General features: G+C 66.0%; 9 protein-coding genes and 1 pseudogene. 6 read left to right on the top strand and 4 right to left on the bottom strand.

Annotated elements, in window-relative coordinates; genetic code table 11:
- Positions 1–119: 119 nt before the first annotated feature.
- Positions 120–962, bottom strand: a complete 843-nt coding sequence (gene rsmI / locus EDC25_RS10805; protein WP_123522824.1) for a 16S rRNA (cytidine(1402)-2'-O)-methyltransferase — start codon at positions 960–962, stop codon at positions 120–122.
- Positions 963–990: 28 nt separating this feature from the next.
- Here rsmI and EDC25_RS10800 point away from each other — a divergent pair, with 28 nt between their 5' ends.
- Genes EDC25_RS10800 through EDC25_RS10790 form a run of 3 tightly spaced genes read left to right on the top strand, consistent with a single transcriptional unit; the run spans position 991 to position 4,512 of the window.
- Positions 991–2,739, top strand: coding sequence for a penicillin-binding protein activator (locus EDC25_RS10800; RefSeq protein ID WP_164484135.1), 1,749 nt, complete (start codon positions 991–993; stop codon positions 2,737–2,739).
- 21 nt (positions 2,740–2,760) lie between these two features.
- Positions 2,761–3,114, top strand: a complete 354-nt coding sequence (locus EDC25_RS10795; protein WP_123522822.1) for a YraN family protein — start codon at positions 2,761–2,763, stop codon at positions 3,112–3,114.
- A 3-nt stretch (positions 3,115–3,117) separates the two neighbouring features.
- Complete coding sequence (locus EDC25_RS10790) at positions 3,118–4,512, top strand: FAD-binding oxidoreductase (protein ID WP_132577503.1); 1,395 nt, start codon at positions 3,118–3,120, stop codon at positions 4,510–4,512.
- Between the two features lie 2,147 nt (positions 4,513–6,659).
- On the opposite strand, the gene EDC25_RS10780 is transcribed toward EDC25_RS10790, so the two are convergent.
- Positions 6,660–7,592, bottom strand: coding sequence for an SOS response-associated peptidase family protein (locus EDC25_RS10780; protein WP_132577501.1), 933 nt, complete (start codon positions 7,590–7,592; stop codon positions 6,660–6,662).
- A gap of 160 nt (positions 7,593–7,752) precedes the next feature.
- Here EDC25_RS10780 and EDC25_RS10775 point away from each other — a divergent pair, with 160 nt between their 5' ends.
- Complete coding sequence (locus EDC25_RS10775) at positions 7,753–9,570, top strand: hypothetical protein (protein ID WP_165910899.1); 1,818 nt, start codon at positions 7,753–7,755, stop codon at positions 9,568–9,570.
- Positions 9,571–9,945: 375 nt separating this feature from the next.
- On the opposite strand, the gene EDC25_RS10770 is transcribed toward EDC25_RS10775, so the two are convergent.
- A complete protein-coding gene (locus tag EDC25_RS10770; RefSeq protein ID WP_425480397.1) occupies positions 9,946–10,734 on the bottom strand; it encodes a type II secretion system F family protein in 789 nt (262 codons plus the stop codon).
- 48 nt (positions 10,735–10,782) lie between these two features.
- On the opposite strand from EDC25_RS10770, the pseudogene EDC25_RS15040 reads away from it, so the two are divergent.
- A pseudogene (locus EDC25_RS15040) lies at positions 10,783–10,914 on the top strand (ATP-binding protein); the annotation flags it as partial.
- Here EDC25_RS15040 and EDC25_RS10765 read toward each other — a convergent pair.
- Positions 10,891–11,124, bottom strand: coding sequence for a hypothetical protein (locus EDC25_RS10765; protein WP_123521163.1), 234 nt, complete (start codon positions 11,122–11,124; stop codon positions 10,891–10,893). The pseudogene EDC25_RS15040 and the gene EDC25_RS10765 sit on opposite strands and share 24 nt — an antisense overlap.
- 128 nt (positions 11,125–11,252) lie before the next feature.
- Here EDC25_RS10765 and EDC25_RS10760 point away from each other — a divergent pair, with 128 nt between their 5' ends.
- On the top strand, positions 11,253–12,215 hold the full coding sequence (locus tag EDC25_RS10760; protein ID WP_123521162.1) for an IS5 family transposase: 963 nt from the start codon (positions 11,253–11,255) through the stop codon (positions 12,213–12,215).
- Positions 12,216–12,585 lie beyond the last annotated feature (370 nt).

The raw sequence follows: 12,585 nt of genomic DNA, 5'->3' as shown, positions 1-12,585 counted from the left end.
TCCAGGCTTGGCGCGCGTGACGAAGCTGGAGCGCGGCGGCGCCAGGGTCGTCGAGAAGCCAACATCGGTGGGACGGCGACGGTCCACGAGGTCTTCCGGCTTATTGGACGGCGTTCGGCTCAGGTATCCGACGAATACAGCGCGCGGCGGGGTGCGCCGCTGAGTTCGGCGGCGATCTTGGCGGCGCGCGCCGGTGGCAGTTCGCGCGACAACGCGGCGTAGAGGCGACGGCCTTCGACCAGCGCGGCGGCATCGGCATCGGGATTGCCGGCGACCACGAGCACGAATTCGCCGCGACGCTGGTCGGCATCCGCGGCGAGGGCGGCGGCGATATCGACCAGGCGCTCGCCGAGCGTGGTTTCGAATCGCTTGGTCAGCTCGCGCGCGAGCACGGCCTGGCGATCGCCCCCGAAGACCGCGACGAGATCGTCCACGCATTCGACGATGCGGTGCGAGGACTCGTAGAACACCAGCGTGCGCGGTTCGGCCGCCAGTTCGGCCAGCCGCGACCGGCGCGCCGCGCCCTTCGCGGGCAGGAACCCCTCGAAGCAGAAGCGGTCCGGCGCGATGCCGGCGATGGACAGCGCGGCGATGCCCGCGCAGGGGCCCGGCACGGTGCGGACAGGAATGCCGGCCTCGCGCGCCGCCGCCACCAGGCGGAAACCGGGATCGCTGATCAGCGGCGTGCCGGCATCGGAGACCAGCGCGATCGACGCGCCGCCACGCATGCGCTGCACCAGCTGCACGCTTTGCGCCGACTCGTTGTGCTCATGGACGGCGAGCATCGGCGTGCCGATGCCGTAGCGGTCCAGCAGCACGCGGGTACCCCGCGTGTCCTCGGCGGCGATCAGGCTCACCTCGCCGAGGATGCGCAACGCGCGCGCGGAGATGTCCTCGAGATTGCCGATCGGCGTGGCGACGACGTAAAGCGTCCCCGCCGGGTCGGGCTGCTCCGCTATCATGCCCGTTGCCGGAGGAGACGTTGCGGTCATGAATTTCCAACCTGTTCACGCCGCACGCTGCGGCCTGCTGATTGTCGCTGTTTTCATCGCGGCCTGCGCCACGGCGCCGGGTTCGACGCCGGGCGGCAGCACGGTGAAACGCGCCGAGCAGGCCTGGGCGGCCGGCGACTATGCGACCGCCGCCGCCGAATACCTCGCCGCCGCCAGCCGCGGCAGCGCCCCGGATCGCGCCTACCTGCGCCTGCGCGCCGCGGAAAGCCATCGCCAGGCCGGCAACGTGCAGGGCGTTCGTGAGGTCGCCGGCAGCATCGCCCATCGCGACCTGCAGGGCGACGAGCCACTGCGCCTGGACCTGCTGCTCGCCGAAGTCGCGCTGTCCGACGGCGATGCCGAGCGCGCACTGACGCTGCTCACCGTGCCCACCGACCAGGTACCCGATCGCCTGCGCCCGCGCGTGCTGCGTGCCCGCGCCGATGCGCTCGCCGCACGCGGCGACAGCCTGGCTTCCGCGCGCGAACGCGCGGCGCTGCTTCCGCTGGTGGACGAGGCCGAGCGCGCCGATGCCATGCAGCGCATCAGCGCCGTGCTGGCCGACGTGCCGCCCCGCGAGCTGTATCGCGAGAGCGCCCGGCTCGGTCCGGAGGATCCGCTCAAGGCGCTGGCGGACCAGGCGCTGCGCGCGCACGGCATCACGCCGCCGCGACTGGTCACCGGCGGCCGTGATCCGATGGCGCCGCGCGAGCCGCCGCCGACCGATGCCGATGGCCGCGCGCTGTATGGCAAGGTCGCGCTGCTGGTGCCGCTGTCCGGGCAGATGGGCGTGCCCGGCCAGGCCGTGCGCGACGGCTTCATGGCCGCCTATTTCGCCGGCGCCGAACCGCGCCCGCAGGTCGAAGTGATCGACGCCGGCAGCACGCCGGAAAGCGCGCTGGCGGCCTACGAGCGCGCGCTGGAAAACGGCGCCGAGCGCGTCGTCGGCCCGCTGTCGCGCGAAGCCGTCAGCGCCGTGTTCAACCACCCGATCCTGCCGGTGCCGGTGCTGGCCCTGAACCACGCCGACGGCGTCAGCCCGCCGCAAGGCAGCGCGCAGTTCGGCCTGCTGCCCGACGAGGAAGCCCTGGCCGCCGCCGACCGCTTCCTGCAGCTGGGCGTGTTGCGTGTCGCGATGGTGTCGATGAACGAGGACTGGAGCGAGCGCAGCGCACTGGCGTTCCGCACCCGCCTCGAACTGGGCGGTGGCGAAGTCGTCGCCGACGTACGCGTGCAGCGCAACGACTACGACCTGCGCCGCCGTGCCGAGTCGATCAGCAACAGCCAGCCCGAAGGCGTGTTCCTGGCGCTGAGCGCGCAGTCGGCGCGCCTGCTGGTGCCGCAGATGAAGGCGCTGGGCGTCACCGGCACCTGGCTGGCGATGTCGCGCGTGTACGGCGGCACGCCGCTGCCGGCCGTCGATCGCGACCTCGACGGCGTCGAGTTCTGCGACGCGCCCTGGGTGATCGGCAGCGCCGTCGGCGTGCCCAGCCGCAACGAACTGGCGCAATCGGTGAACAACATCCAGGGCCCGGCGCTGCGCCTGTTCGCCTTCGGCATGGATGCGTACCGCCTGCTCGGCTACGTGGACTGGCTGTCGCAGCGCCCGTATTCCTTCATCCACGGCGCCACCGGCGAACTCAGCGTCGACCAGGCCGCGCAGGTCCGCCGCCAGCTGGCCTGGGCGCGATTCCAGGACGGCGTGCCGGTGCCCACCGATGGCGCCCTCAACTACACCGACTACTGAGGGCGCACGCGCGCCGCGCCGGTGAACGACCTCGGCGATCGCTACGAGGCACTGGCGCTGGCGCACCTGCAGGCGGCGGGACTTCGGCTGCTGGCGCGCAATTTCCAGACCCGCTTCGGTGAACTCGACCTGGTGATGCGCGACGGCGATGTCGTCGCGTTCGTCGAAGTGCGCTATCGCGCCCGCGCGGATTACGGTGGTGGCGCGGAGAGCGTCACCGCGAGCAAGCAGCGCAAGCTGGCCACCGCCGCCGCGCAGTTCCTGCAGGCGCATCCGCACCTGGCCAGCCTGCCCTGCCGCTTCGATGTCGTGGCGCTGTCCGGCGCCCCGGAACGCCCGGCCATCAACTGGCTGCGCAACGCCTTCGACGCCTGAGCCATGTCGCACGCTTTTCTCCACCAGCTTCGCTCGCACCTGCACGGTGACGCCCTGCAGGTCGACGACGAGGCGCTGCAGCGCTACGGGCGCGACGATTCCAAGCGCCAGGGCGAACCGCTGGCCGTCGCATTGCCGCGCACGCGCGAAGAGGTCGTCGCCATCGTGCAGGCCTGCGTCGAACACGGTGTCGCCCTGACCACGCGCGGCGCCGGCACCGGCACGACCGGCGCGGCCGTACCCGACCGCGGCGCGCTGGTGCTGTCGCTGGAGCGCATGGACCGCATCCTCGCCATCGATCCCGGCCAGCGCCTGGCCGTGGTCGAGCCCGGCGTCCTCAACCTCGCGCTGCAGCGCGCGGCCGGTGGACACGGCTTCTTCTGGCCACCCGATCCGGCCAGCGCCGACCGCTGCACCATCGGCGGCAACCTGGCCTGCAATGCCGGCGGTCCACGCACCGTGAAATACGGCGCCTCGCGCGACAACGTGCTGTCGATGGTCGCGGTCGATGGCCGCGGCCGGCTGTTCCACAGCGCGCGCCCGCTTGGCAAGCTGGCGACCGGCTACAACCTCACCCAGCTGCTGGTCGGCAGCGAAGGCACCCTGGCGGTCATCGTCGAGGCGACGCTGCGGTTGCAGCCGCAGCCGCAGGCCAGCCGTGCGCTGTCGGCGAGCTTCCGCGACGTCGAATCCGCCGCGCTTGCGGTCACGCGCATCATGGCGCAGCCGGCAACGCCCTCGGCACTGGAATTCCTCGACGGGAAATCGCTGCGCCTGGCACGCGCGCACGCTGGCGACGACGTGCCGGAAGCCGGCGCGTTGCTGCTGATCGAAGTCGATGGCGCTGGCGACAGCATCGACGGCCAGGCCGCGGCCGTGCGCGATGCGGTGCAGGTCGAGGGCCTGCTGGCCTTCGAAGCCGCCGGCGACCGCGCCCGGCGCGAGCGCGTCTGGGCGGCGCGCCGCGCGCTGTCGCCGGCGTTGCGCACGCTGGCCCCGAAAAAGATCAACGAGGACGTCGTCGTTCCGGTGCCGCGACTGCCGGAGCTGGTCGCCTTCCTCGACCGCCTCGAACGCGACAGCGGCATCCTCATCGTCTGCTTCGGCCATGCCGGCAACGGCAACCTGCACGTCAACCTGATGCTCGACCCCGACAACCCGGCACAGGCGGCCGCGGCGCCGGTCGCGCTGGCCAGGCTGTTCGAAGAAGTCGCGCGTCTTGGCGGCGCACTGTCAGGCGAACACGGCATCGGCCTGTCCAAGCGCGACTTCATGCCGCTGGCCGTGGACCCCGTCGCCCTCGACCTGATGCGCGGCCTCAAGCGCGTCTTCGACCCCGACAACCTGCTCAATCCAGGCAAGGTGCTGCCCTTCGCGGCCATCGCCGGACGCCTCTGACCGGGCGCCCCTGACCCGGCGCGCCTGGCCGGGCGCCGCAATCCAGCGAGCGCGCGCACGCCCCTGTCTTCATCACGCCTGCGCAGCGCGTCAGCAACACCGCGTCCTCCAATCTCGTCATTCCCGCGAAGGCGGGAATCCAGTGGCGCTTGCGGGGAGGCCATGTTCGCTGGATGCCCGCCTTCGCGGACATGACGGGCCATGGCAGCGCGGCGGCATCGGGAATGCCCCCATTCCCCTCATTCGCCTTACCCGCGAATAACCTGACGACCGCCTCACCGCAAGTCGTCAGACTCGCGCCGCCGACTCGGCAAAGTGCATGAGCGCACCGCACCCCCAACTCCGTCGCACCCACGCAGACGCATCGGCAACACCGCACCCCTTAAGTCGTCATACCCGACAACACCGCACCCCTAAGCCGTCATATCCGCGAAGGCGGGTATCCAGTGGCGCTTGCGCCGAAGCCATGTTCGCTGGATGCCCGCCTTCGCGGGCATGACGGGTCATGGCAGCGCGGCGGCATCGGGAATGCCCCCGTTCCCCTCATTCGCCCTACCCGCGAATGACCTGACGTCAGCCTCGCCGCAAGTCGTCAGACTCGCGCCGCCGACTCGGCTAAGTGCAGTCAGCACACCGCACCGACAACTCCGTCGCACCCACGCAGACGCATCGGCAACACCGCACCCCCTAAGCCGTCATACCCGACAACACCGCACCCCTAAGCCGTCATACCCGACAACACCGCACCCCCAAGTCGTCATACCCGCGAAGGCGGGTATCCAGTGGCGCTTGCGCCGAGGCTACGTTCCCTGGATGCCCGCCTTCGCGGGCATGACGGGCCATGGCAGCGCGGCGGCATCGGGAATGCCGCCGTTCTCCTGATTCGCCCTACCCGCGAATACGCATAAGCAACACCGCACTCCACTTCGGTCCCACCCGCGCAGACCCTCAGCAACATCGCACCCCCAAGTCGTCATACCCGCGAAGGCGGGTATCCAGTGGCGCTTGCGCCGAGGCCATGTTCGCTGGATGCCCGCCTTCGCGGGCATGACGGGTCATGGCAGCGCGGCGGCATCGGGAATGCCCCCGTTCCCCTCATTCGCCCTACCCTCGAATACGCATAAGCAACACCGCACTCCACTTCGGTCCCACCCGCGCAGACCCTCAGCAACACCGCACCCCCAAGTCGTCATACCCGCGAAGGCGGGTATCCAGTGGCGCTTGCGCCGAGGCTACGTTCCCTGGATGCCCGCCTTCGCGGGCATGACGGGCCATGGCAGCGCGGCGGCGTCGGGAATGCCCCCGTTCTCCTCATTCGCCCTACCCTCGAATACGCATAAGCAACACCGCGCTCCACTTCGGTCCCACCCGCGCAGACCCTCAGCAACATCGCACCCCCAAGTCGTCATACCCGCGAAGGCGGGTATCCAGTGGCGCTTGCGCCGAGGCTACGTTCCCTGGATGCCCGCCTTCGCGGGCATGACGGGCCATGGCAGCGCGGCGGCATCGGGAATGCCGCCGTTCTCCTCATTCGCCCTACCCTCGAATACGCATAAGCAACACCGCACTCCACTTCGGTCCCACCCGCGCAGACCCTCAGCAACACCGCACCCCCAAGTCGTCATACCCGCGAAGGCGGGTATCCAGTGGCGCTTGCGCCGAAGCCATGTTCGCTGGATGCCCGCCTTCGCGGGCATGACGGGCCATGGCAGCGCGGCGGCATCGGGAATGCCGCCGTTCTCCTCATTCGCCCTACCCGCGAATGACCTGACACCCGCCTCACCGCAAGTCGTCAGACTCGCGCCGCCGACTCGGCAAAGTGCATGAGCGCACCGCACCCCCAACTCCGTCGCACCCACGCAGACGCATCGGCAACACCGCACCCCCAAGTCGTCATACCCGCGAAGGCGGGTATCCAGTGGCGCTTGCGCCGAGGCTACGTTCCCTGGATGCCCGCCTTCGCGGGCATGACGGATCGGGTTTGGCGGGATGCGCCAGCCGCCCTGTGTTTGGCGGCGTGCCAGGGCGCGGATGCAGGCAGGTGGCGCCGAGGTCCGGCGGCGATGCAGTCAAGCGGCGGCGTCGGGGCGGGGATGCGGGCAAGCAGCGCCGTGGTCGGGCGGCGGTGCGGCTACGCGGCGGCATGCTCAGGCGGCGATGCGGTGCTGGTAGTAGGGGCGATGGCGGTCGTCGAGGATGGCCAGGCTGCGCGCCGGGTCGACTGCGTCGGGTGTCAGCCAGGCATCGACGTTGGCCTCGCGCAACGGAATGATGCAGCGGTCGTGCCCGGCCGCGGCCACTTCCGGCGGTGGCTCGTCGGTGATGGCGGCAAAGGAATACAGGTCCGGCAGCTTCCCGGCCGGGTCGGTCCAGTGCGACCACAGGCAGGCCACCAGCATGGGCTCGCCGTCGTCGGGGCTGAACTCCAGCACGCGGTTGCGGCCGTCCGGCCCCTCGACGTTCTCGTAGAAGCGATGCGCGATCACCAGCGCGTGCTGGTGGCCGAACTGGTGCTTCCAGAACCCCTGCAGGTTGTCGCGGCGCGCGTTGTAGGTGCCGGGGTACTTCGTGTCGTACCAGGCCGGCTTGCCCGCCGGGCGGCACTGGTAGCGCATCGGCAGGACAACAGGCCGGCCTTCGCGATGGATGAGCACCGGTGCCCAGATGCCGGGAAAGATGCGCGCATCGCGTGGCAGCGGTTCGCTGCGCCGCAAGTCTTCCAGGCGCGCCAACCCGCGCGCGACCTTGTCGCGGCCGATGCGGACGTCTTCGAGCGCCTTCTTCGTTTCGCGCACGAGCAGTCGGCGCTCGGCATCGGCGACACGCCGACGCTGCACGAACAACTCCTGCTGCAGGCGCGCGGCCTCGGCCGCATCATTCTCGACAAGCAATGACCGGGCCGGCGCCCAGGCCGGATCCGGGTCGGCGAGGATGGCCAGATCCAGACCGCGTGCCGTCTTGAAGCGCTCGCCCTCGGCACGCGCCCCATAGCGACGCACGAACTCCTGGATGTCGATGTCGGCACCGAAGCGCCGCACATAGGCCTGGAACCGCTGCTCGACCTGGGCGGAGTAGCACATGCGCGGAATCTAGCACGCACGGTCTTCAGTGCCTAAAAAGGCAGGGATCCAGTCCGCGCCAAGTGTTTTTCAACCGCCCCCAGATACCTCCCGACTAGGAGCTTGTTGCGCCGTTGCGTGTGGGATACTTTGGCCAGCGACCGACGCCTGACATTTCCGTATGAACTCTATGCTGCTTCGTTCAACGCTGGGACTGTTGGCACTACTCACCGTGGTGCTCGTCATCTACCTTCCAGTCCGGGATGCGGGCTATGTATGGGATGACTTTGCCGTTTTCGAGCAACGTGGCTGGCTATATAAAGGAGACGAATGGAAGCAATATCTGTTCACCGGATTCAATGATTGGCAGTATTACTTCAGGCCTTTGGTTGTAGGGCTTTTTGTTCTCCAGGCGCGACTGTTTGAGGGAGCGCCCGAGCCAATGCATCTCGTAACTCTTGGGATGCAGTTGATCAATGTGGCCCTAGTCTTCCTGCTTGCACGCCGTGTCGCTGTCCATCATAGACAGCACAACTTGTGGCTGCCTTTGTTCGCGGGTGTCTTTTTCGGCCTCCATCCAATGCTGGTGGAGACCGTTGTATGGATTGGATGCCAATTCGACCAGGTGCAGGTGATGTTCGCCCTGCTTGGATTGGTCGCCTCACTAGGCATCGAGCGCCGCTGGCTGCGTGCCGCCGTAGTTTCGCTCTGCTTCTTTGTAAGTGCCTGCGCGAAGGAGTCCGCGGCGCTGTATCCCGTCATCATTGTGGTTCTGGATTGGCTGATGCGCAGCGATCGAAACGACGCGCTGATTCAAAGAGCCAGGAACCTCTGGGTACGGAATTGGCCCGTCTATGTTTGCCTTGCTTTGACGGGCGTGACGTACCTGCTACTCCGACACGTGACCATGGGTTCATTGCTAGGCGGAATCCCGGTTAGCGAGTTTGTCCCGAGCCTCGCGCGAATCGATGAGATCGCCTACGTCTATCTCAAGTACTGGATGGTTGTCGCAGGAATCCCGTTTGAACTGAGTCCTATACATCCGGTCGAAGGCGTTGTCTTCGGGCAGGATTTAACCGCGATGCCGCTCCGAATTCTGGGCGCCCTCGCTGTCCTTGCAATCGGCCTCCTGGTTTTTTCAAGGCGCTTCGCGTTTACAGGCGCGGTCGTAGCTGTCGCAAGCGCGTATCTCTTTCCTGTGCTCGGATTTTTCCCAGGTCACTTCGATGGCAGCCTTTATCACGAACGATACGCGATAGGAGCAATCGCGGTGACCGCCGTGCTGCTTCCAGGCGTAATCAATGAATGGCGCCCCGCGTTTGCGCGCCTTCCGCTACTCAGGAAATTCTTCGGGCTTCTGGCCATTCTGTGGGTGGCCTGGGCGGCGCTCAACGTCCGGGTGACCATTCCCCTTTGGTCGAGTGACGTCGCGTTGTGGCGGTGGGCGTCTGAACGGCATCCGGACAACGCGATGGTCAAGGGAAATCTGATCAGCAACCTCACTGCACTTGGCAGGGTTTCGGAAGTACGCCACATACTCAATGATGCGCTTACACGGAACCTTGACTGCGACATCTGCTACCTCAATGGCTTCTCCTTTTCAGTGAGCCTGGGTGACCGCCCAATGGCTGAGATCTTGCGGGATCGGCTGAGCCGCTCCAGCGCTTTGGGAAGCGACCGGATAGTGACCTATTCGTACTATCTCTTCGATGGGTTCCTGGAGCTGCGCAACGGAAACCTGGCACTGGCGGAATCCCTGCTTCGACGCTCCCTCTCGACCGAAGCGGAATCATCATTCACTCATGTCCTTCTGACTGAAACTCTAGTCGCGCTGGAGCGCGCGGAGGAGGCACAGCACGCAGCAAAACGGGCCGTCGAAACGGCTTATCCTCCAGACGCTGCGGGAATTGACGCCATCACTGCCCGGATATTGCTAGGTGAGCAGATTTACAGCGCGCCGATGGTGTCCGGGCCAATCAGGGTGAGAGTTCCTGAGTAGCATCCGATTCTGTCTATCCAAATACGAATAGCGGACGCCACGAAGCCGCCGAATTCGGACGTCATCAGCGCCGTGAATTCGGCACCGGCGGAGTAGCCTGTGCGCCGATTCCCGCTGAAACACCGCCCCAGGGAAGGCGGGTATCCAGTGACTCTTGCGTCGAGGTTTCATTCGCCTGGATGCCAGCCTGCGCGGGCATGACGACCTCAGGGACAAGGACGGTGGCGGCGGTGTTCGCGTGAACGAGGGGCGGGGACAGAACCTGCAGCGGTCGAATGGGGGCGCCACAAACAGGAACGGCAGGCCCAAGTCCTGCCGTCTGTGTGTGGATCGCGGCATCGCCGCGTTGGCGGCGGCGCCGCGATCCGCGTGCGATCAGCCGATGGTTGCGGCCAGCTTGAAGATCGGCAGGTACATGGCGACGACGATGGTACCGACGATGCCACCGATGACCGCCATGATCAGCGGTTCCAGTGCGGTACTGAGCGTGTCGACGGCGTTGTTGACCTCTTCCTCGTAGAACTCGGCCACCTTCACCATCATGGCGTCCAGCGCACCGGCCTCTTCGCCGATGGCCGCCATCTGCACGACCATGTGCGGGAACAGACCGGACTGGCGAAGGGCCAGGTTCAGGGGATGGCCGACCGAGACATCGCTCACGATCTGCTTGGTGGCGTCCGAGTAGACGATGTTGCCGGTGGCACCGGCCACCGATTCCAGCGCCTCGACCAGCGGCACGCCGGCCTTGAAGGTGATCGCCAGCGTACGGGCAAAGCGCGCCAGCGCTGCCTTGTGCATGATCGGGCCGACAATCGGAATCTTGAGCATCAGCCGGTCGATGGTCCGAGCGACATTGCGCGATCGCTTTCGCGCATAGATCACGCCCATGATCACCGCAATAAACCCCAGCAAGAGCCAGTTGCCATGGGACTGCGTCCATTCGGAGGCATTGATCACCATCTGGGTGAAACCCGGAAGATCGGCACCGAAGGACTGGAACGCATCCTGGAACTGCGGGATGACGTAGATCAGCAGCATCGCCGTGATCAGCATCGAGATGAAGATCACGATGGCCGGATACATCAGGGCCTTCTTGATCTTGCCCTTGATGGATTCCATGCGTTCCTTGCAGTCGGCAATGGTGCCCAATACCGTGTCGAGCACACCGGCGCCTTCGCCGGCCTTGACCAGGCTGACATAGAGTTCGTCGAACTGGACCGCCTGCTTCACCACGCCGTCACGTTGAACATCCGTGGCAACTCGTACCGGCTCAAGGACAAGCTCAAGGCCGGACTCATCCGGTCCCACGACAACCCGACTTCACAACCGGGTGGGGAAATTTAGGTTGCCATAGTGGGAATATTCGAAATGCCATTGACACCAGGCCGGATCCGGGTCGGCGAGGATGGCCAGATCCAGACCGCGTGCCGTCTTGAAGCGCTCGCCCTCGGCACACGCGCCGTAGCGACGCACGAACTCGTGGATGTCGATGTCGGCACCAAAGCGCCGCACATAGGCCTGGAACCGCTGCTCGACCTGGGCGGAGTAGCACATGCGCGGAATCTAGCACGGTGTGAGCTTGGCTCTGAACCATATTCGCAAACGCACTTGTCCCCTAGGGAACCTCTGATTTATCCGCCCCGACAGCTACCATAACCCACCGCCCGCAGAATGTTCATCCGATGAAGCAGACCACCTTCGACTCCCCGGCCTACACGGCGAAGAAGAAGCAAACCCGTCGCGAGAAGTTTCTTGCTGAGATGGACCGGGTGGTGCCGTGGAAGGCGCTGTTGACGTTGATCGAAGAACACTACCCCAAGCGCGGGAAGGCCGGACGTCCGCCGATGTCGCCGGAAGTGATGCTGCGTATCCATTTCCTGCAGCAGTGGTACGCACTGAGCGACCCGGCGATGGAGGATGCCCTGTACGAGATCGAATCGATGCGGCGCTTTGTCGGGCTGGAACTCAACGTTGACGCGATTCCGGACGAGACCACGATCCTGAAGTTTCGTCGGTTCCTGGAGAAGCACGCGCTGGCGCCGAAGATCCTGGAGACGGTCAACACCGATCTGGCAGCGCGCGGCATGCAGATGCGCGCCGGCACGCTGGTCGACGCAACGATCATCCACGCGCCGAGTTCGACCAAGAACAGCAGCGGCGAGCGCGATCCAGGGATGCACCAAACCAAGAAGGGCAACCAGTGGTTCTTCGGCATGAAGGCGCACATCGGCGTTGATTCCCACTCGGGCCTGGTGCGCGTGGTGACCGGCACGGCCGCGAACGTGGCCGACGTCACGCAAATCGACACGCTGCTGACAGGTGAAGAAAAGACCGTACACGCGGACGCGGGCTACACCGGTGCGCACAAGTACGTGAAGGGCGAACAGGAGCTGCACATCGCCGAGAAACGCGGAAAGGTCAAAGCGATGGTGGAAGGTGCCTTGAAGGACGCGACGGTCGCGCTGGAGCGTCTGAAAGCGCAAATGCGAGCGCGGGTCGAGCACCCGTTCCGGGTGCTGAAGTGCCAGTTCGGTTTCACCAAGGTGCGCTATCGCGGCTTGGCGAAGAACACGGCGCAACTGCAGACGCTGTTTGCGCTGGTGAACTTGAGTCTGGCGCGCCGTCGTTTGGCAGCGGCCGCATGAGTGCGTCCGCGGACCGGCGAAACACCCGATCCGCGGCGAAAAGCGGCTCGAAAGAGCCTCAAAAGAGGGTCGGGCGAATCGATGGACCACAACAGAAGCGCGAATTCACGTCAAACATCCAAAAAATCGACTCGTGGGATGCCCAGGGATCAAGCAATCGCGTTGTTCAGAGCTTCCCTAGCCGATGCACAACCAATCTGCCCTACTGTAACCTCCAATACTCGGATGCCATGCAATTTGCATGGCAGCTCGCCGTTGACTCAAGCAAGAACGAACGTAAGCGTCCGGCAAGGACACCCCCAGCCCCGGATTCAATCTCGCCGCAGCGGCAGTAAGCTGTCGATGTCGCGATTGAGGGTGGTCGGCAGGT

The sequence above is a fragment of the Pseudofulvimonas gallinarii genome (assembly GCF_004343305.1).
Lineage (GTDB): Bacteria > Pseudomonadota > Gammaproteobacteria > Xanthomonadales > UBA2363 > Pseudofulvimonas > Pseudofulvimonas gallinarii.
The sequence above is the reverse complement of the archived record's forward strand: the minus strand, read 5'-3'. Positions and strand labels throughout refer to the sequence as shown.

What these genes read in the sequence shown, in the direction of transcription:
- rsmI (WP_123522824.1), bottom strand. Translation starts at nt 962, where the DNA reads ATGATAGCGGAGCAGCCCGACCCGGCGGGGACGCTTTACGTCGTCGCC.
- EDC25_RS10800 (WP_164484135.1), top strand. Translation starts at nt 991, where the DNA reads ATGAATTTCCAACCTGTTCACGCCGCACGCTGCGGCCTGCTGATTGTC.
- EDC25_RS10790 (WP_132577503.1), top strand. Translation starts at nt 3,118, where the DNA reads ATGTCGCACGCTTTTCTCCACCAGCTTCGCTCGCACCTGCACGGTGAC.
- EDC25_RS10780 (WP_132577501.1), bottom strand. Translation starts at nt 7,592, where the DNA reads ATGTGCTACTCCGCCCAGGTCGAGCAGCGGTTCCAGGCCTATGTGCGG.
- EDC25_RS10775 (WP_165910899.1), top strand. Translation starts at nt 7,753, where the DNA reads ATGAACTCTATGCTGCTTCGTTCAACGCTGGGACTGTTGGCACTACTC.
- EDC25_RS10765 (WP_123521163.1), bottom strand. Translation starts at nt 11,124, where the DNA reads ATGTGCTACTCCGCCCAGGTCGAGCAGCGGTTCCAGGCCTATGTGCGG.
- EDC25_RS10760 (WP_123521162.1), top strand. Translation starts at nt 11,253, where the DNA reads ATGAAGCAGACCACCTTCGACTCCCCGGCCTACACGGCGAAGAAGAAG.